The following is an 18,708-nucleotide window of genomic DNA, read 5'->3' on the forward strand; positions in this document are numbered from 1 at the left end:
GAGCGGTGACAGGATGGTGCGCGTGGCAGAGCGCATCACGTTCCCCAGCAGCAGCGGACCCGCCCTGGCGGGCCTGATCGACCAACCCGAGGGCGAGTGCCGCGGGTGGGGGGTCTTCGTACACGGGTTCACGCTGGGCAAGGACAGTCCTGCGGCCAGCCGAATCTGCAAGCAACTGGCCAGCGAGGGCATCGGAATGCTGCGCTTCGACGCCCTGGGCCTCGGGCAGTCCGCCGGCGACTGGGGTGACGGTTCGTTCTCACACAAGGTCGCCGACACGGTGCGCGCCGTGCAGTTCATGAACGAATCCGGACGTGAGGTCCGACTGCTGGTCGGTCATTCGTTCGGCGGGTCGGCGGTGCTGGCGGCCGCGCACGAGTGCCCCACCGTCGCCGCGGTGGTCAGCGTCGGTGCACCGTGCCAGCCGTCGCACATCGAGCACATCTACGACACGCTGGTCCACCGCATCGAATCCGAGGGCGAAGCAGAGCTGACGATCGGGGGTAAGGCTTTGACCCTGCGCCGCCACTTCGTCGAGGACGTCCGCACCGCCGATCTGCGCGACCGCATCGAAACCCTGCGCCGGCCCCTGCTGGTCATGCACTCCCCGACCGACAACACCGTCGGCATCGACAATGCCAGCCACATCTTCCAGACGGCCCGCCACCCTCGCAGCTTCATCTCGCTGGAGGGCGCGGACCATCTGCTGACCGGCAAGAACCAGGCGGCGCGCGCTGCGCGGATCATCAGCGCCTGGGCCGACCCCTACCTGTGAGCGGCCGCCAGCCGTCAGTCGTCGCTGCCGGAACCCGAGTCGCTGCCGGAACCGGAGTCGCTGCCGGAACCGGAGTCGCTGCGAGAGCCGGAGTCCTTGCCGGAACCGGAGTCCTTGCCGGAACCGGCGTCGCCGTCGGACGACTTTCCGGCCGAGCTGTCCGAATCGCCCGCCTCTGCATCGCGCTTGCCGAAGCTGTCGGTGACCTTCGAGAACGACGAGCTGATGCTGTCCCGCACCTGCCTCAGCGTCTGGCCTGCTGAGCTGGGCTTGCGGTGCTTGGGCCCGCTCGAAGCGGGCTCGTCGGCGTCCTCGGTCACCTCCGGCTCCTCGACGATGTCAGCATCCTCAACGGTGCCGGCGTCGTCGGTTTCGGTGGTCGGTGCCGGAGCCGATGGCGTCACGACCTCGTCGACGACATCCTGCGGCGCGGCTGCGACCGACTCCGCGGCAACGCTGTCGACGGCCGGCTCGTCGACATCGGGATCCTCGAACACCGGACCCGGCACGGGCTCGTTGTCGGGATTGGGTACGAACGGCGCGCACACGGTGCACTGCGTCCCGAGGACGAAGGGATTGAACGCGGTGTTCAGCCCCGTGCCGAGGCTGATCAGGCTGCTGACCACCAGTTCAGCGGTCAGCGGCTTGATCGCGGAGTAGTCCGGTGTGCCGGTGAGGCTGTCGTAGAAGTTGGTGAACGGTTCGGTGGCGTCGAGTCTGACGGTCTGACCCGACCACGGCACCTCGGGCCCGTCCTCGTCCTTGACATAGCACTGGCCGCTCTCGTCGCAGGTGATGCCCGCGCGCGTCTCCGGGAACGTGTAGCCCTCCGGCGAAAACAGCGCGGGGATAGCACTAACATTGAACATTTTGCTGAGAATGTCGGCTGGGTCATCGCAGGCGCCGGGGCCGGTTCCGGTGCACCCGGTGGCCATGGGAAGTTGGGAGGCGGCGACGGTTGCCACGATGTTGCCCAGCGGCACCGCGAGCTCGGGGAACGGGATCAGGATGTTGGTGATCGCCTGGTAGCGCGAGGGATCTGCGGGGTCGGTGCCGAGGATGTTGGTCTGGCTGTAGAGCCACCAGCTACCGGTGTAGCGAAGGTTGCGTCCCAGACCGGGCACGCTGCCGTCGGGTTGGGTGAGTGTCACCCCTTCGTAGGTCGGTTGGAAGTCGAAGTCGCCCTCGGGGTCGGATCCGAGTTGAACGTTGCCCTCGCCCAGTGCGGTGAAGAAGTTGAACGGCGTATTAGCAAGAGCGATAAAAAGATTCGCCGGAATATTGAAGACGTTGGTGGCGTCTTGTGTTGCGGCGAACGGAGTCGGCGCGGTGGGCGCTTCGGGCTGTGTGCACAGCGCGCCGGCATTCTCTCCGGCGCAGCTCTGCGTGGCGGCCGCCAGTGCCACATCCCACCGGGCAGTACTCTCGCCGAGGTTCGGTGTGGTGATCGGTGTCGCGGTGATGACGCCGGCTCCGACCAGCGCGGCGCCGGCTGTGACATAGGAACGTGCTGTGGGCATGACGGACCCTTCCGTGTTGCTGTCCGAGTCCCCGACCGCTCGAAACGTATCCGTATCGTGACCTGATGTCCAGCCCATCGGATGAAATTTTCGTCATCAGTTCATTTGCTGACGAGCGCGTCAGTTAATCCAGTACTTGCGTGCAGCAAAGAATTGGCCGGTTCCGGCGGTCGGCAATAGACTGCCCCGTCGTGCGAATCGTCGCCATCCACATCTCACCGGGCCGTCGAATTCCGATGCGCGCGTTCGACGCCGTTGACGCCGAAGCCGGCAAGGGCTTGATCGGAGATCGCTACCACGGCACCCGGCACCGCCACGTCACCATCCAGTCTCAGGAGTTGCTCGACGCGGCCGCCGAAGAGCTGGGCGGCCCCGTCGACGCCGGACTGACAAGGCGCAACCTCACGGTCGACGCCGGCATGATCCCGACCGCACCGGGCACGCGCCTGCGCGTCGGCGAGGTCGAACTCGAGGTGGTGCGCGTGTCGGCGCCCTGCCGGCTGCTCGACGACGGCATCGGTGCGGGCGCGGCAGCCGCACTCCGGGGCCGGGCCGGCTCGGTGTTACGGGTTCTGAGCTCCGGACGGATTCAGCTCGGCGATGACGTGGCCATCGCGCCGAGCTGATCGGGTCAGCTGCCGGCGGACCCGTCGTCGGCCCCCGCTTCCGCCGGCAGCGGAGGCGGAAGCGGTGTCGTCGGCGTGGGCGTCGCTTGCTGGGGGCCCGCCCCAGGCGACTTCGGAGACGAGGCCACCCCGGACGAATGGAAGTCCAGCATCGGCTCTCTGCGCATGACCTCACCGCCCGAGCTGATGACAAGCGCGCTCGACGTCACCGAATACTCGATGCCGTCGTTGTCGGCGGTGTACTCGCCATCCCCGGCGCTCTGCGCGGGCAGGATGAGCCGCGCCCCGTCGCGCACCCGTACGCCCCGGTATTGATACTCGCCGTCGGAATCGCGACAGATCGCGACCCGGGAACTGCCGGTGCTGCCGAACACGACCACGCTCGCCGGGGCCGCGCAGCGCGCAGTCGAGTCGACATAGCCCTGACTGTCGGCGTCGGGTGCCGCGTGTGCCGTCGGTACAACCGTGCAGAGCAGCGACAAGCAGGCGGCGGTCAGCGCCGCCGTTGCGGTGGTTGCGCGGTGAGCAGACATCACCACCAGCAGTACACGGCCCGCACCGGGCGCGCGAAGCGCAGGGCGCACCGATCGCCACATCGTTGGGCTTTCGAGACCGGGTTGTAATGACCCGGCGCGCGGCGACGATGAAACGAACGATGAAGCGACAGCGTTTCGGTCGGGCTGCAGCAGCGTGCGCCGCGCTCCTGCTCTGCGCCGGCCTTCTCGTCGAAGGGTTCTCCCCGCCTGTGGCGGCTGCGGCACCCCCTCCCACCAAGGACTTCTCCCGGCCTGCCGTGGTCATCCTCGGCTACGGGCTCAACGACAACGGCACCATGCGCGCGATCCTGCGCAGGCGCGTGCTGACCGGTCTGACTGTCGCGCAGTTCTTCCCCCAGTCCCCCGTGATCGTCACGGGCGGCAACCCCCGTGGCGGCAACACCGAGGCCGGGCAGATGCGAAAGATGCTGCGCGTGCTGGGCTTCCCGGAAGAGCGCATCATCGTCGAGGACCGGGCCAACAGCACGGTGCAGAACGCGGCGTTCTCGGTTCCGCTCGCCGAACAGGCGGGCACCACGGGGATCATCCTGGTGACTTCCTCGACGCACCAGAACCGCGCGGACGGCAACTTCGCCGACGCAGGCGCAAACGTGCTGGCCACCGTCAGTTTTCCCGACGGCGACCCGTCAACCAACATCGCCCAACTCGTGCGCGACGTCATCAGCCCGTTCATCACCATCACCTAGCGCGCGTTAGCGTCGCCGGTGTGGACACACAACCGCAGCGCAGGCACCGGTGGGGGCTGGGTGCCTTCGTGCTCGTCGAACTGGTCTATTTGGCGACGGCGATCGGATTCGCCGTCTTCCTGATCGGCACGAGCCTGGATCCGGTGCCCACGGCCGTGGCGGCGACTCTGGTGCCGTCGCTGTTGGCCGCGACCGTGGCCGTAACGGTCACCGTGGTGAGGGGAAACGGACCGCGAGCGGACCTCGCGCTGCAGTGGTCCTGGCGCGCTGCGGGTCTCGGATTGCTGTTCGGTGGGCTGGGGCTGCTGGTCACGATTCCCGCCGCGTCTCTGTGGGTGTGGGTGGTCGGTGAGGGCGCCAACAGTGCCGCCGGCGAGGTGTTCGGCAACGTGCAGAGCACCTGGGCGTGGGCCCTCGTCGTCTTCGCGGCCGTCGTGTTCGTCGCGCCGGTCTGTGAAGAGATCGTCTACCGTGGCCTGCTCTGGGGCGCGGTGGACCAACGGTGGGGACGCTGGACCGCATTCGCCGCCACCACCGTGGTGTTCGCCGTCGCGCACCTCGAGTTGACCCGTGTGCCTCTGCTGTTGGTCGTCGCGATCCCGATCGGGCTGGCGCGGCTGTACACCGCGAATCTCAGCGCCAGCATCGTCGCGCACCAGGTGACGAATCTTCTGCCGGGTCTTGCGCTCATGTTCAGTGTGGCCGGCTCGGTACCTGCTGCCTGAGTCGTCCGACTCAGCCGAACGCGCCGGCCATGTAGGCGTCGCGGCACGCGAGGCGAGCCAGTTTTCCGCTCGTGGTGCGGGGGATCGATCCTGCGGGCACCACGCGGACGTCGGCCACGGCGAGCCGGTGCCGGTCCTCGACCGCTGCGCGGATTTCGGTGACGGCCGCTGCCGGGTCGGCGCGGGCCGTGCCGGTGGCGCGTTCGGCGACGATCACCAGACGCTCGGGCGGCTCACCCGGCACGGTGAACGCCGCGATGTAGCCGCGCCGCACCAGCGGCGATGCAGACGCGGCGGTGGCCTCGATGTCATGCGGAAAGTGGCTGCGCCCAGAGACGATCACCAGGTCGGCGAGCCGGCCCACCACGTACAGTTCCCCCTCCAGATAGAACCCCAGGTCGCCGGTACGCAACCATGCCCGATCCGGGGTGGCCCCCGACGCGTGGCCGGCCTCCTTCGTCGCGGCGAGGCGGCCGCCGAATGTGTGCTCGGTTTCGTCAGGGCGACCCCAGTAGCCCCGTCCGACGTTGTCTCCCTGCAACCAGATCTCTCCGACGAGGCCATCGGGCAACTCGGTTCGCGACGACGGGTCGACGATCACGCAGGACAGGCTGCGCGCGATGTGCCCGCACGACACCACGGGAAGCGCCGCCGGGTCGCCGGCCGTCACAGAGACAGCGAGCCCCTCGGAAAGGCGATCCCGGTCGAGGTGGACCACACTCACCTCGGTGCCGGGGTCGATGGTCGAGACGAACAACGTGGCCTCGGCGAGGCCGTAGGACGGCTTGAACGCCGACGGGGACAATCCGAAGGGGGTGAACGCCGTACGGAAAGTGTCGATCGCCGAGATGCTCACCGGTTCGGAGCCGATGATCATCACGACATTGCTCAGGTCGACGTCGCCGGCGTCGCGGGGCACCCCGCGCTGAGCAGTCCATTCGTAGGCGAAGTTCGGCGCGGCCGTCACGACCCGGCCGATGCGCGAGCCCGCCGACAGCGCCTCGATCCACCGCAGGGGCCGCCGGATGAAGGCGGTCGGCGCCATCAGCGTCGAGTGGCCGCCATACACAGCGGGAAAACCGATCATCGACAAGCCCATGTCGTGGTAGAGCGGAAGCCAGCTGACACCGTGGGTGTTTCGGTCGAGCAGGTCGATCGACAGGATCATCTGCAGAAGGTTCGTCCCCACCGCGCGGTGAGTGATCTCCACCCCGACCGGCGCGCGGGTGGCACCACCGGTGTACTGCAGGTGTGACACGTCGTCGACGTCGATGAGCGTGGGCCGGAAATCGTCTGCCGCAGCGTCGGGGACCTCGTCGACGGCAATGACCGCCGGGCGCTCGGGCAGCGCGGTGGCGTCCAGAAACGATTCGATCGCGCCGCGAGCCCGTGAGGTGGTCAGCACCGCCGTGGGTCGCGCATCCCGTAGCGCGGTGTCCAGACGCTCCGCGTGCCCGGGCAACTCCGGCGCGAACAGGGGCACCGCGATCGTCCCGGCGTTGAGTGCGGCGAAGAAGCCGGCGATGTAGTCCAAGCCCTGAGGCGCCATGATCGCGACCCGGTCGCCGCGGGCGGCGACGCACTGCACGTGATGGCCGACCGCCCGCATCCGCACGCCCAAAGCGCGCCAGGTGATCTCGTCCACCACCGGGCCGGCCCCACTGGCGAAATCGAGGTACCGGTAGGCCACCGCATCGGCGACACTGGCGATGTTGCGCTGGATCAGGGAGATCAGCGTGACATCCGGCGGCAGCGCGATGCCACCGTCTGCGTCGAGGCAGTCCTCGACCTGAAGCAGGCCCACTCCGATGTCATGATCCGCACCGTCGCGCATGACCGCAGTTTAAGCGCGCCGCGTGCGCTCGCTGTCGGCTGGACAGGTCCGCAGACCCGGCCGCGTCGGCAATGTCGTTGTCCAGCAATGCTTCCGCTGCGCGGGCGCCGCCATGAAAGGGGGAACCCTGTGGTCCATCGCACACATCGCCGCGCCCCCGCGGCGTTTCACGTCTTCACCCGCGCGGCAGAAGACCGCGACGTTTCACTCCCCCGCGGAGTCGTCACCGGAGCCGGAATCGTCATCCGAGGCGGACGTGTCAGCGGATCCGGACCCGGTATCCGGGGCGGACCTGTCACCGGTCTTCGACGACGATGCCTCACCGGTGGCGCCGTAGTTGTCACCCTCGGTGTCCGGTTCAGCCTCGGACAGCGCGACATCGTCGTCGTCCTTCGATTCGTCGACCGCCCCGTCGGCGGTCGGCGACGAGTCGACATCCTCGTCCTCGAGGTCCACGTCCGATTCGACATCCTGCTCGGCGGGCTCGCCTTCGCTGTCGTCGACATCACCGACGGCAGAATCGCTTCCACTCTCGGCTGCGGCGAGATCGATGTCGGCCGGCTCCTCGACGGGTGTGCTCTCGGCGGTCGCCTCGGTACCGTCACCGGCCGCGGCGTCGGCAACGTCGAGGGTCTGTGGTCCGGCCGTCCTGGCGGCGGTCGCGGCCGGGGTCGCGCTGGAGGCGTGCGGAAACTCCGCGAGAACGTCGTCGTGCAGGTCCTCGTCGACCAGTCCCACGTAGTCGCGGTCGTAGGCGGAGTCGATGATCCGCTTGAGTGGATCGTTGAGGGCGTCGGCCAATGCGTCGAGGCCGATGTTGCGCAGCGGCTGGAGGAGCGGGATGTTCTGCGAGCGGATCAACACGTAGGTCGTGTTGCCGTCGATCCACACCAGCTTCTCGGAGGTGTCGAGGTCGACGTCGTCGTAGCCGTCGATGTGGATGTGCTGGAAGCCGGCGATCGCGTTGGCGACGGCCAGCAGGTTGAACAGGTTGTCCGGCACGTCGGCCGCACCGTCGTACTCCATGGCGATGTCGAGCACCCGGTAGGCATTGTCGGCAGGAGTGGGGTCCTCGATGTCGTAGACCGGCCGGACCCCGCCGTACTTGCGTTGCGGGTTCGCCATCAGGACGAACGACAGGTCGGCCGGTGTCGGCGCCCACGCGGTTTCGCCGTACTCCAGCATCCATTCGGTGGCGATCATCGCCCCTTGGGAGAAGCCCACCACCATGGTCGGCGGCGCGGTGGTGGCGAGCGCCGCGCGGAGGGCCCACAGCCCGCTGGACTCTCCGATGTTGGGTACGCCCGAGAGGTATTCGACCTCGTCACAGGTGTTTCCGGAGGCCTGCGAACAGAACCCGCCCTGCAGCATGTCGGCCATGTCCCAGTCCAATGAACCGAGCGAGGTGTACCCGGTGACCGTCAGGACATTTGCTGCCAAATTGACGTCCGGCGATACAAAGGCGCTGGAAGCAGCGATTGAAGAGGCCGCAGCAACCGCGAAGAGTCCGCGCACAGGGGGTCCTTGTCCGTATCTGCCAGCTCAGCTGGGGCCTATCGAAGACAGAAATGGACATTAATCCACACGCGTCAATTCCTCAAGAGATAGCCGTCATTCCAGTTCAGAGGGCTTTTGACCGAATGGTTGAAAAAGCGAGTGAGCCGAGGCGGCAGGCGCAGCACGAAAAGGCCCACCGTGTGATCGGAATCATGCCAGCAATCGCACGATTCGGCTGCACTTCAGGCGCTGTTCACCAGATGGGGCCGAACCGGAGTATAGAGTGCTTTGCTGCGCGGATCGGGCGGTTTCAGGCGATAATGCGCACCAAATACGGCGTCATGCCGTTGGTGCGCACCGACGAGACGGCGACACCCTTGTCGGTCGTTTCGACCATCTGGCCGTTGCCGATGAACAACGCGACGCTCTGCGTGCCTTCCGGACCGTAGAAGATGAGGTCGCCCGGCAGCGCTTGCGCCGGGGCCACCTTCTGGCCGACCTTGTACTGCTCGCCCGACGAGCGAGGCAACTTGACCCCGACTCCCGCATACGCGTAGACCATGAGCCCCGACGCATCGAAACCGACCACCTCCACACGGGGCGCCGGCGTTGGGCTCGCGACATTGGGGGTGGCGGCCGGGAGGTTCAGGCCGGGAACCAGATCCAAAGCGGCGGCGTCGGTTTCGGCCTCATCGGGCTCGGATGCCGCGACGGTGCCCGCGCTCGGTCCCGACGCCCCGCCCCCGCCGTAGGCGAACGGCACGCCCCGCTGGGACATCGCGCGGGCGATGACGGTCTCGACCGCCTTCTGGTTCGTCGCCGACCGGGTGTCGGCCGACGCCAGACCCGGCGTCGCCATCAGCAACACAAGCCCCATCACGAGCGCGCACACGCGTGCCATTGCAGTTCACCGCTTTCCGGACGCCGGCACCGTACGGTGCCGGGAACATCGATTAACAACTGTCACTATGACCACTTCTACACCACCAAAAACAGTGGCTGAGCGTCGTCGCAGGACGGTGAACGAAGTCGATGCCGTACCGGAACCGAACGGTGATCTACGGGCGCGGCTCACCCGTTAGGGTGACCGCCGTCACTCAGCCCAGGGCGGCCAGCGCGGCGTCGTAATCCGGCTCCTGGCCGATCTCCGGCACCAGTTCGGTGTAGGTGACCTTCCCGTCGGCGCCCACCACCACGACGGCGCGCGCGAGCAGTCCGGCCATCGGCCCGTCGGCGATCGTGATACCGAAGTCCTCGCCGAAGCTGTCACGGAACGCCGACGCCGTGGTGACGTTCTCGATGTCCTCGGCCCCGCAGAAACGCTTCTGGGCGAACGGCAGGTCCTTCGACACACACAGCACCGAAACCCCGCCGGCCGCGGCACGCTCGTTGAACGTCCGCACGCTGGCCGCACAAACGGGGGTGTCGACCGAGGGGAAGATGTTCAGCAGCACCGGCTTGTCGCGGAACTGCTCGGCACTGACCTCACCCAGATCCGTTCCGGTCAGGGTGAAGCTGGGCGCCGGCGAGCCGACCGCGGGCAGTTCTCCGACGGTGTTGATCGGGTTTCCACGCAAGGTTATCTGTGCCATGCGCCCAGTCTGCCAAGCGCAGCGCCGGTCGTCGCGCCCGGGTCCGGACCGTGTGGCACTCAGTCGCGGCCCGGCGGCGGCCCGTACAGGCGGGCGATGTCGGGCGAGTCCAGCCAGCCCGAGTACGTGGGGCGCTGCGGCCAGCCGTCGGGCGAATCCTGCCAGCTCTCCTGTCTCCCCCAGGGCAGCACATCGATGAGTCCGAAGGTGTGGCTCAATTGTTCGGTACCCCGGCCATTGGTGTGCCAGGTGCGATAGACCGCGTCGCCGTCGCGCAGGAACACGTTGACCGCGAATCCGGTACCGGGAGCGGCGTCGACGTCGGCGGCGAACGCGCTCTCCGACGACGAGTACCACTCCATCGAATTGCCGACCCGGTCCCGGTAGGCCAGTGCCTCGTCGATGGGTCCGGCGGTGACGATGACGAACTTCGCGTCGTAGCTGTCCAGGAATTCCAGTCGGGTGAACTGCGAGGTGTAGCCGGTACAGCCGCCGCACTGCCAGTGCGCCCCGTCGTTCCACATGTGGTTGTAGACGATCAGCTGTGAGCGTCCGTCGAAGATGTCGATCAGCGGCACCGGTCCGTCGGGTCCGATCAGGGTGTAGTCGGGCATCCGCACCATCGGCAGCCGGCGCCGTTGCGCGGCGATCGCGTCCAGTTCGCGGGTGGCGGCTTTCTCCCGCGCACGCAGCGCCTCGAGTGCCGAACGCCATGTTGCGGCGTCGACCACAGGTGGCAGGGCGGTGGATTCGGACATCGGGGCTCCCCTCTCCGGCGGATGCGCTCAGTTCTGTCACAGCGACAGTGCTCTCCATGTCGACCGGACCGGGCCGCGATACTCATCGCTGACAGGATGACGGCATGAACACCAGCGCTGCCCCGCGCCTGAGAACGGCCCGGCCCGGATCGTGGTCGACGCGGCTGTGGGCCGAGATCACACCGACCTATGAGGCCATCATCGGCCATCCCTTCCTCAGCGGGCTGACCGACGGCAGCCTCGATCCCGCGGCGTTCGCGCAGTATGTCGCCCAGGACGTGCACTACCTGCGCGCCTACGCCCGCGCGCTGGCGGTCGTGGCGGCCAAGGCCCCCACTCTGGCCGACACCGCCATGTTCACCCGCCACGCCGCCGACATCTTCGACGTCGAGCTGGAACTGCATGACGAGCTGCTGCCCGCACTGGGGTTGTCCGCCCAGGCGGTCGACGCCCTCCCGGAGACCCCGACCACCCAGGCCTACACCAGTTATCTGCTGGCCACTGCGTACGACGGCAGCTTCGCCGACGGCCTGGCAGCGGTGCTGCCCTGCTACTGGATCTACGCCGAGTTCGGTGCCGAGTTGCTGTCCCGCGGTTCCACCGAGCCGCGCTACCAGCGCTGGATCGACAGCTACGGCGGTGACGAGTTCGCTGCGACGGTCGGCGAGGTGCTCGCGCTGGCCGACCGCACCGGACCGACGTTGACGGCCGGGCAGGAAAGCGTGGCCCGAGCGCATTTCGCTGCTACTGCTCGCTACGAGTGGATGTTCTTCGACGCCGCGCACCGGCGCGAATGCTGGCCGCTGTAGGTCACGGCCCGCCCAGGCGTGCGACGAGCCGGGCAACTCGGTGGTCGACTGGCTATGCTTGCGGCTCTCCTCGAGAAGAGGAGACGGCTCACGAGAATCGAAGGACAGATGTCGGCGCAGGCCAGTCCATCGGCGAACGTGCCGCCCGCGGCCACGTCCGCCGGCGGCCACATCAGACTGACCTCCCACAGTGCCGGGGCGGAGGCGCCCGCGCTGTCCTGGGGCGCCGCGACGGCTGCCGAGCGGGGCCCGGTGGTGGGCACCATCAGACGCACCCATCGCAACGTCATCGGCACGCACAGCGGCGCCTACGGTGTCTACCGCGCCCTCGCAGTGGCGGCCGGGGCACTGTCCCGTGAGCACCGCGCCGACCTGACCGACACCTCACCGACCGACCTGATCGGCCCCTTTCCGCAGTGGGGGCAGCCAGGGGTGATCGTCAGCCTCGACCCCTGGGGCGCCGTGGTCGCCGATGTGTTCGCCGATCAGCTGGCCGAAGGGCTCGACATCCGTCCCACCATCGCGGTGACCAAGGCCCAGGTGATCCTCCCCGAGATCGGCGACGCCCTTCGCGCGGGCCGTCTCGTGCCGGACGGCCGGGTGCTGCTCGACACCGGCGCCGCGCAGGTCACCAAGGCCGCGGTCGAACCCGTGTGGCATCTGCCCGGGGTCGCGGCACGCTTCGGATGCAGCGAAAACGACCTGCGCCGGGCTCTTTTCGAAGAGACCGGGGGCATGTACCCCGAACTGGTGACCCGCCCGGATCTCGAAGTGTTCCTGCCGCCGATCGGTGGACAGACCGTCTACATCTTCGGTGCGCCAGGCGATCTGGCCGATCCGGGCATCGAGCTGACCGCGCGGGTCCACGACGAATGCAACGGTTCGGACGTGTTCGGGTCCGACATCTGTACCTGCCGGCCCTATCTGACGCACGCGATCGAGGAGTGCATCCGCGGCGCTCAGCGCGGCGGGGTCGGTCTGGTGGCGTACTCACGCAAAGAGGGGCGCGCGCTCGGCGAGGTGACGAAGTTCCTGGTGTACAACGCCCGCAAGCGCCAGGCCGGTGGCGACACCGCCGACCAGTACTTCGCCCGGACCGAATGTGTCGCCGGGGTCCAGGACATGCGCTTCCAGGAGCTGATGCCCGATGTGTTGCACTGGCTGGGAATCACGAAGATCCACCGCCTGGTCTCGATGAGCAACATGAAGTACGACGCGATCACCGGTTCGGGTATCGAAGTCGGCGAGCGGATCTCGATCCCCGACGAGCTCATCCCGGCCGACGCCCGCGTCGAGATCGACGCGAAGATGGCCGCGGGTTACTTCACGCCCGGCGCCGCTCCCGGAACCGAGGAGCTCAAGAAGGTTCGGGGCCGGGGGCTGAACGAATGAGCTCCGACCACGGTGCGTTCGGCGCGGGTCCTGCTGTCCGGGACACCGAAGAGGCGGTCGATCAGGCGGTAGCCGAGCTGCAGACCACCGGTGCGGTGCGCACCCGCGCGCACCGCCTGCTCGAGCGCGCCCGCGCCGGAGAGTCCCGATGGTTCGTCGTCCACGACGACGCCCTGGACGCCACGGCCGCCGACGTCGCCGAGATCACCCGCACCCGCTTCCCCGACCTGGACGTCCCGGTACACAGCCGCTGGAACCACTTCCAGGCCGGTGGACGCGACCGGCGCGGCGATCTCGACGCGCTGCTCGGCGACAGTGACCTCGCCGAGCGCAGCCGCGCGATGATCGATCTCACCCTGATCAGCGTGCTGCTCGACGCCGGGGCCGGTCCGGACTGGAGTTTTGTCGAGGACTGTGACGGCTCGCGGTCCCCCTATCGGCGGTCCGAGGGTCTGGCCGTGGCCAGTTGGCACGGCTTCGTCCGCGGCCGGTTCTCCGCCGACCCGGCGCGGCCCCTGCGGGTCGATGCGGCGGCACTGGCCGCGTTGACCGCCGACGATCTGCGGGCCGTCTTCCAGGTCGGTCCCGCCAACCCGCTGGTGGGTCTCGCCGGTCGCGTCGAGTTGCTGCACCGGCTCGGCGCTGCGCTGCGCGGCCACCCGGAGATATTCGGTGAGCAGGCCCGCCCGGGTGGGTTGTTCGACGCGCTGCCCCGCACGGATCGGGGCGTCGACGCCCACGTCCTGCTCAGTGCCCTGCTGACCGCACTGTCACCGATCTGGCCGTCCGACAACAAGATCGGTGACCGGGCGGTAGGCGACTGCTGGCCCCACGAGGCCGTGGCCGGGCCTGGGCTGAGCAACGGGTGGATGCCGTTGCACAAGCTGTCGCAGTGGTTGACCTACTCGCTGGTCGAGCCCTTCGCGGCCGGTGGCGTCACCGTGACCGGCCTCGACCGGCTGACCGGGCTCGCCGAATACCGCAACGGCGGGCTGCTGATCGATACGGGGGTCCTGGCGATGCGGGACCGCGACGACGCCCTGCGCACCTGGCGTCCCGCCGACGAACTGGTGGTGGAATGGCGGGCGCTGACCGTCGCGCTCCTCGACGAGCTGGCTCCCCTGGTGTGCGCCCGCCTGGGACTGGATCCGGCGCGGACACCGCTGGGCTGCGTGCTCGAGGGCGGGACATGGGCCGCCGGGCGGGCGTCGGCGCAACGGTGGCGCGGAGGCCGGCCGCCGCTGTCGATCGCCAGTGACGGCACGGTGTTCTGACGGTGACTTCCGACAGGTCGACGGGCACCGTACACCTCGTCGAACATCCGCTGGTCCAGCACAAGATCACCTTGATGCGCCGGAAAGATGCCTCCACCAACACCTTCCGTCGGCTGGTGCACGAGGTCTCGGCGCTGATGGCCTATGAGGTCCTGCGCGACGTTGCCACGCACGAGGTCGACGTGGACACGCCGCTGGAACGCACCACCGGCAGGGTCATCGACGGCAAGAAGCTCGTCTTCGCGTCGATCCTGCGCGCGGGAACCGGCATCCTCGACGGAATGCTCGAAGTGGTGCCGTCCGCCCGGGTCGGCCACATCGGCCTCTACCGTGACCCGAAAACCCTTGTCGTGGTGGAGTATTACTTCAAGATGCCGGCGGATCTACCCGATCGCGACGTGATCGTCGTCGACCCGATGCTGGCCACCGGGCACTCAGCGGTGGCCGCGCTGGACCGCCTGGCCGAGTACCGGCCGAAGTCGCTGAAGTTCGTCTGCCTGGTGAGCTGCCCCGAAGGGCTGGCCGCGCTGGCCCACGCGCACCCCGACGTACCGGTCTACACCGCCGCGATCGACCGCCAACTCGACGAGCACGGGTACATCCTCCCCGGGCTCGGCGACGCAGGCGACCGGATATTCGGCACCAAATAGTTCGCACCCCGCCCCCGCGGACTGCCTCCCGCCGTACTGTGAACTATGGCCATCATCGAAGCTGACCTTCAGCCACAGACGCCGTTCGAGCGTGACGTCGCCGACACGCAGGCGTACTTCGACAGTCCCCGGTTCGAGGGCATCATCCGCCTCTACACCGCCCGGCAGGTCGCCGAGCAGCGCGGCACCATCCCGGCCGACTATCCGGTCGCCCGAGAGGCTGCCGCCGCGTTCTATCCGCACCTGCGCGAGTTGTTCGCCCAGGGCCGCAGCATCACGACGTTCGGGCCCTACTCCCCCGGCCAGGCCGTCGTGATGAAGCGGATGGGAATCGAGGGGATCTACCTGGGCGGCTGGGCGACCTCGGCGAAAGGTTCGATCTCCGAGGACCCCGGACCGGACCTGGCGAGCTACCCGCTCAGCCAGGTCCCCGAGGAAGCCGCGGGACTGGTGCGGGCGCTGCTCACCGCCGATCGCAACCAGAACTATCTGCGGTTGCAGATGACCGAAGAGCAGCGGGCAGCGACGCCGGCCTACGACTACCGTCCGTTCATCATCGCCGATGCCGACACCGGTCACGGCGGCGATCCGCATGTCCGCAACCTGATCCGGCGCTTCGTCGAAGCCGGAGTGCCGGGCTATCACATCGAAGATCAGCGGCCCGGCACCAAGAAGTGCGGTCATCAGGGCGGCAAGGTGCTGGTGCCCTCCGACGAACAGCTCAAACGGCTCAACACCGCGCGATTCCAGCTCGACGTCATGCGGGTCCAGGGGATCATCGTCGCGCGCACCGATGCCGAGGCCGCCAACCTGATCGACAGCCGCGCCGACGAACGTGATCAACCCTTCCTGCTGGGCGTCACCAATCTCAAGATCCCCCCGTACAAGGCGTGCTTCCTGGCGATGATGCGGCGGTTCTACGAGCAGGGCATGACCGAGATCAACGGTCACCTGCTCTACGCGATCCCCGACGCCGAGTACGCCGCGGCCGACGCGTGGCTGCAGCGCCACGGGCTGACCCAGCTGATCGACGACACCGCCGCCGCCTGGCAGGACAGCACGGACCCGTCACTCTCGTCGGTCGACGCCGCCTACGACGCGGTGGAGTCCCGGTTCGTCGAGGTGTGGCAGGACGACGCCGGGGTAGGCACCTACGCCGACGCGGTGGCCGATCTGCTCGACTTCCGGCAACGCGAGGGCGAGGCCCCGGCGATGAGCTCGAGCGAGTGGCGCGCCTTCGCCGAGTCGGCGTCGCTGTACTCGGCGCGGGAGAAGGCGAAGGAACTCGGCGCCGACGCGGCCTGGGACTGCGAGCGGGCCAAGACGCCCGAGGGTTACTACCAGGTGCGCGGCGGCATTCCCTATGCGATCGCCAAGTCATTGGCGGCCGCCCCGTTCGCCGACATCCTGTGGATGGAGACCAAGACCGCCGACCTGGCCGATGCCAAGCAGTTCGCCGACGCGATCCACGCGGTCTACCCCGACCAGATGCTGGCCTACAACCTGTCGCCGTCGTTCAACTGGGACACCACCGGCATGAGCGACGAGGAGATGCGGGCGTTCCCGGAGGAACTCGGCAAGATGGGGTTCGTCTTCAACTTCATCACCTACGGCGGGCACCAGGTCGACGGTGTCGCGTCCGAGGAGTTCGCGACGTCGCTGCGTCAGGAAGGCATGTTGGCGTTGGCCCGGCTGCAGCGAAAGATGCGCCTGGTCGAGTCGCCCTACCGCACTCCGCAGACCCTGGTGGGCGGACCGCGCAGCGATGCCGCGCTGGCCGCCTCCTCGGGTCGCACCGCGACGACCAAGGCGATGGGCAAGGGCTCGACCCAGCACCAGCATCTGGTGCAGACCGAGGTGCCGAAGAAGCTGCTCGAAGAGTGGCTGGCCCTGTGGAGCGAGCACTACCAGCTGCCCGAGAAACTGCGCGTGCACCTGCGGCCGCGCCGTGCCGGCTCCGACGTGCTCGACCTGCAGATCGTCAGCGACGGTTCCGAAGACGGCGCGGAGCCGCTCGCCAATGTGGTCGTCGATCCGATCAAGGACCGGCACGGTCGCAGCATCCTGACCGTCCGCGACCAGAACACCTTCGCTGAGCAACTGCGCAAGAAGCGGTTGATGGATCTGATCCACGTGTGGCTCATCCACCGCTTCAAGGCCGAGATCGTCTACTACGTCACCCCCACCGAGGACAACATCTACCAAACGGACAAGATGAAGTCGCACGGCATCTTCAGCGACGTCTACCAGGAAGTCGGCGAGATCATCGTCGCCGACGTGAACCAGCCGCGCATCGACGAACTGGTCGCGCCGGACCGCGAGGCGCTCAACCGGTTGATCCGCAAGGAGGACTGAGCAGGTAGGCGGCGGGCCGCTGCATCGCTGCGGCTCGCCGCTACAAGATCGCTGCGGCTCGCCGCTACAGTATCGCTGCGGCTCGCCGCAGAAGCCCGCGCCAGTGCTCGACAGTCTCCGCGTCGGTGACGGCGAACCGTTGCAGCCGCACCGGATCGGGTGCTGCGGGCATCGGAGCGGCGGGCAGGTGTGCGTCCCTGGGAATCAGCGACCTCGCCTCGGACACCACGTCGGCCTCAGCGAGCCAGCCGGGCACCGGCCCGCACGCGAACAGCAGCTGGGGCAGCGCCGCGGCCAACGCCACATCGGCGGCCAACCCGATGCTGGTGGTGCCGGTGAACTGCACCACCACGGGCAGGCCGAGTTTTTCCGCGCGGCGCATCGCCCGGCGAACCCCGCCGGACGGGCCGCAGCGCAGGACGGCGAGGTCGGCGCACTGCGGATCGGCAAGCAACAGCGCTGCGTCCACTGCGATCGGGACGTCGGCCCTGCGCCGAACGGACCTGGCAGCGGCGGGATCTCGGCACTCCAGCAGCACGAACTCGATGTCCTCGGCGCGCAGATCAGCGATGCGCGCCACCGCCGCCTCGACGTCGCCGGCCGCGACGGTGGGTCGTCGGGTCCCGTCGTCGACGGGGACCCGGCCGCGCACCGCGTCGGGCCAGCCGACAGTGCTCGGCTCCATCGCCGCGGTCAACCACCGCGCCGCGAGCGCGTCGTCGGCGCCGGGCGGCGGGCTGAACTCACCCCAGCCCTGGGGTCCCTCGACCAGCACGGCGTGGCGCGGGCCGGCCGCGGTCGGCACCGCGATCACCGGGGCGTCGTCGAAATCGATGAGTGTTCTCACTGACCGACAAGCTAGCCCGTGGCTACTCTTGGCCGGTGGCCGACGCCCCGTTTCTCCTGTTGTCGATCCGCGGCGAAGACGAGGCCGCCGACGACGAGTACCAGGCGATGATGCGGTTCACGGGTCTGGGCGAAGCGGGCCTGCGCCGCGTTCGGCTGACCCACCGCCGGCTCGGTGAGGTCGATCTGAGGCACTGGTCGGGCATCATCCTCGGCGGCGGGCCCTACAACGTCAGCGACGACCCCGATACCAAGTCGGAAACCCAACGTCGGGTCGAAGCCGAGCTGGCCCGCCTGCTGGCGGACGTGATCGCCGATGACTTCCCGTTCCTGGGATGCTGTTACGGCGTCGGCACCGTGGGAAGAGCGGTCGGCGCGGTCGTGGACCGCGCGCACAGCGAGCCCGTCGGGGCGGTCACGGTCGAGCTGACCGACGCCGGCCGCGACGATCCGCTGTTCGCCGGGCTGCCGGACTCGTTCGAGGCGTTCGGCGGCCACAAGGAGGCGGCGTCACAGCTGCCCCGCCATGTCCTCCTCCTCGCGACCTCCCCGGCGTGCCCGGTGCAGGCGTTCCGGGTCGGCGCCAACGTCTACGCCACCCAGTTCCACCCGGAACTCGACGTCGAGGGCATCTGTACCCGCATCGACGTGTACAAGGACCACGGCTACTTCGCTCCGGAGACCGCAGAGTCACTCAAAGCCGATGCGCGGCAGCGTGATGTGCGGCACCCGACGGTCATCATGAGGCGCTTCGCGCAACGTTACGCCCGGCCGGCGTAGAGCTCGTCGACGTGCGAACACAGCGGCCCGGC

The 18,708-nt window shown here is 68.3% G+C and carries 18 protein-coding genes; 10 read left to right on the forward strand and 8 right to left on the reverse strand.

Annotated elements, in window-relative coordinates; translation table 11 throughout:
• The first annotated feature begins 22 nt into the window (after positions 1–22).
• Positions 23–775 (forward strand): alpha/beta fold hydrolase, encoded by a 753-nt coding sequence (locus J3476_RS15735; protein WP_207067354.1) that lies wholly within the window; start codon positions 23–25, stop codon positions 773–775.
• Positions 776–789: 14 nt separating this feature from the next.
• On the opposite strand, the gene J3476_RS15740 is transcribed toward J3476_RS15735, so the two are convergent.
• Complete coding sequence (locus tag J3476_RS15740) at positions 790–2,295, reverse strand: hypothetical protein (RefSeq protein WP_207067355.1); 1,506 nt, start codon at positions 2,293–2,295, stop codon at positions 790–792.
• 191 nt (positions 2,296–2,486) lie between these two features.
• Between J3476_RS15740 and J3476_RS15745 the strand changes: the two genes are divergently transcribed.
• On the forward strand, positions 2,487–2,921 hold the full coding sequence (locus tag J3476_RS15745) for an MOSC domain-containing protein (protein ID WP_207067356.1): 435 nt from the start codon (positions 2,487–2,489) through the stop codon (positions 2,919–2,921).
• Positions 2,922–2,926: 5 nt separating this feature from the next.
• Here J3476_RS15745 and J3476_RS15750 read toward each other — a convergent pair whose 3' ends face one another.
• Positions 2,927–3,454: a hypothetical protein gene (locus tag J3476_RS15750; RefSeq protein WP_207067380.1), complete on the reverse strand. Its 528-nt coding sequence runs from the start codon at positions 3,452–3,454 to the stop codon at positions 2,927–2,929.
• A gap of 122 nt (positions 3,455–3,576) precedes the next feature.
• Between J3476_RS15750 and J3476_RS15755 the strand changes: the two genes are divergently transcribed.
• Both J3476_RS15755 and J3476_RS15760 read left to right on the forward strand, forming a co-directional pair.
• Positions 3,577–4,164 (forward strand): YdcF family protein, encoded by a 588-nt coding sequence (locus tag J3476_RS15755; RefSeq protein WP_286183194.1) that lies wholly within the window; start codon positions 3,577–3,579, stop codon positions 4,162–4,164.
• Positions 4,165–4,184: 20 nt separating this feature from the next.
• Complete coding sequence (locus J3476_RS15760) at positions 4,185–4,889, forward strand: CPBP family intramembrane glutamic endopeptidase (protein WP_207067358.1); 705 nt, start codon at positions 4,185–4,187, stop codon at positions 4,887–4,889.
• Positions 4,890–4,899: 10 nt separating this feature from the next.
• Here J3476_RS15760 and J3476_RS15765 read toward each other — a convergent pair whose 3' ends face one another.
• The 5 genes from J3476_RS15765 to J3476_RS15785 form a co-directional block, all read right to left on the reverse strand.
• Positions 4,900–6,723 carry a fatty acyl-AMP ligase gene (locus tag J3476_RS15765; RefSeq protein WP_207067359.1) on the reverse strand — a complete coding sequence of 608 codons (1,824 nt, stop codon included), beginning with the start codon at positions 6,721–6,723 and terminating at the stop codon, positions 4,900–4,902.
• A 204-nt stretch (positions 6,724–6,927) separates the two neighbouring features.
• Complete coding sequence (locus tag J3476_RS15770) at positions 6,928–8,163, reverse strand: PE-PPE domain-containing protein (RefSeq protein ID WP_286183196.1); 1,236 nt, start codon at positions 8,161–8,163, stop codon at positions 6,928–6,930.
• A 367-nt stretch (positions 8,164–8,530) separates the two neighbouring features.
• Positions 8,531–9,121: an NlpC/P60 family peptidoglycan-binding protein RipD gene (ripD, locus tag J3476_RS15775; protein WP_207067360.1), complete on the reverse strand. Its 591-nt coding sequence runs from the start codon at positions 9,119–9,121 to the stop codon at positions 8,531–8,533.
• 196 nt (positions 9,122–9,317) lie between these two features.
• A complete protein-coding gene (gene tpx / locus J3476_RS15780) occupies positions 9,318–9,812 on the reverse strand; it encodes a thiol peroxidase (RefSeq protein ID WP_207067361.1) in 495 nt (164 codons plus the stop codon).
• A gap of 59 nt (positions 9,813–9,871) precedes the next feature.
• Complete coding sequence (locus J3476_RS15785; protein ID WP_207067362.1) at positions 9,872–10,570, reverse strand: DUF899 family protein; 699 nt, start codon at positions 10,568–10,570, stop codon at positions 9,872–9,874.
• Positions 10,571–10,674: 104 nt separating this feature from the next.
• Here J3476_RS15785 and tenA point away from each other — a divergent pair, with 104 nt between their 5' ends.
• The 5 genes from tenA to aceA all read left to right on the forward strand — a co-directional run bounded on the left by tenA (position 10,675) and on the right by aceA (position 17,050).
• Positions 10,675–11,379, forward strand: a complete 705-nt coding sequence (gene tenA / locus J3476_RS15790) for a thiaminase II (RefSeq protein WP_207067363.1) — start codon at positions 10,675–10,677, stop codon at positions 11,377–11,379.
• Between the two features lie 108 nt (positions 11,380–11,487).
• Positions 11,488–12,771, forward strand: a complete 1,284-nt coding sequence (locus tag J3476_RS15795) for a GTP cyclohydrolase II (RefSeq protein ID WP_207067364.1) — start codon at positions 11,488–11,490, stop codon at positions 12,769–12,771.
• The gene (locus tag J3476_RS15800; RefSeq protein WP_207067365.1) at positions 12,768–14,045 is read left to right on the forward strand and encodes a DUF1688 family protein; all 1,278 of its coding nucleotides are present in this window, start codon (positions 12,768–12,770) and stop codon (positions 14,043–14,045) included. Before J3476_RS15795 ends, J3476_RS15800 begins: the two co-directional genes overlap by 4 nt.
• A gap of 2 nt (positions 14,046–14,047) precedes the next feature.
• Positions 14,048–14,695, forward strand: a complete 648-nt coding sequence (upp, locus tag J3476_RS15805; RefSeq protein ID WP_207067366.1) for a uracil phosphoribosyltransferase — start codon at positions 14,048–14,050, stop codon at positions 14,693–14,695.
• Between the two features lie 45 nt (positions 14,696–14,740).
• Entirely contained in the window at positions 14,741–17,050 is a 2,310-nt protein-coding gene (gene aceA, locus J3476_RS15810; protein WP_207067367.1) for an isocitrate lyase/phosphoenolpyruvate mutase family protein, read from the forward strand.
• A 64-nt stretch (positions 17,051–17,114) separates the two neighbouring features.
• On the opposite strand, the gene J3476_RS15815 is transcribed toward aceA, so the two are convergent.
• A complete protein-coding gene (locus J3476_RS15815; RefSeq protein ID WP_207067368.1) occupies positions 17,115–17,897 on the reverse strand; it encodes an O-succinylbenzoate-CoA synthase in 783 nt (260 codons plus the stop codon).
• 35 nt (positions 17,898–17,932) lie between these two features.
• Here J3476_RS15815 and J3476_RS15820 point away from each other — a divergent pair, with 35 nt between their 5' ends.
• Positions 17,933–18,676: a glutamine amidotransferase gene (locus J3476_RS15820; RefSeq protein ID WP_207067369.1), complete on the forward strand. Its 744-nt coding sequence runs from the start codon at positions 17,933–17,935 to the stop codon at positions 18,674–18,676.
• Positions 18,677–18,708: the final 32 nt, after the last annotated feature.

It is taken from the genome of Mycobacterium sp. PO1 (genome assembly GCF_017312405.1).
Classification (GTDB): domain Bacteria; phylum Actinomycetota; class Actinomycetes; order Mycobacteriales; family Mycobacteriaceae; genus Mycobacterium.

What these genes read in the sequence shown, in the direction of transcription:
- J3476_RS15740 (WP_207067355.1), bottom strand. Translation starts at nt 2,295, where the DNA reads ATGCCCACAGCACGTTCCTATGTCACAGCCGGCGCCGCGCTGGTCGGA.
- J3476_RS15750 (WP_207067380.1), bottom strand. Translation starts at nt 3,454, where the DNA reads ATGTCTGCTCACCGCGCAACCACCGCAACGGCGGCGCTGACCGCCGCC.
- J3476_RS15755 (WP_286183194.1), top strand. Translation starts at nt 3,577, where the DNA reads ATGAAGCGACAGCGTTTCGGTCGGGCTGCAGCAGCGTGCGCCGCGCTC.
- J3476_RS15765 (WP_207067359.1), bottom strand. Translation starts at nt 6,723, where the DNA reads ATGCGCGACGGTGCGGATCATGACATCGGAGTGGGCCTGCTTCAGGTC.
- ripD (WP_207067360.1), bottom strand. Translation starts at nt 9,121, where the DNA reads ATGGCACGCGTGTGCGCGCTCGTGATGGGGCTTGTGTTGCTGATGGCG.
- tpx (WP_207067361.1), bottom strand. Translation starts at nt 9,812, where the DNA reads ATGGCACAGATAACCTTGCGTGGAAACCCGATCAACACCGTCGGAGAA.
- J3476_RS15785 (WP_207067362.1), bottom strand. Translation starts at nt 10,570, where the DNA reads ATGTCCGAATCCACCGCCCTGCCACCTGTGGTCGACGCCGCAACATGG.
- tenA (WP_207067363.1), top strand. Translation starts at nt 10,675, where the DNA reads ATGAACACCAGCGCTGCCCCGCGCCTGAGAACGGCCCGGCCCGGATCG.
- J3476_RS15795 (WP_207067364.1), top strand. Translation starts at nt 11,488, where the DNA reads ATGTCGGCGCAGGCCAGTCCATCGGCGAACGTGCCGCCCGCGGCCACG.
- J3476_RS15800 (WP_207067365.1), top strand. Translation starts at nt 12,768, where the DNA reads ATGAGCTCCGACCACGGTGCGTTCGGCGCGGGTCCTGCTGTCCGGGAC.
- aceA (WP_207067367.1), top strand. Translation starts at nt 14,741, where the DNA reads ATGGCCATCATCGAAGCTGACCTTCAGCCACAGACGCCGTTCGAGCGT.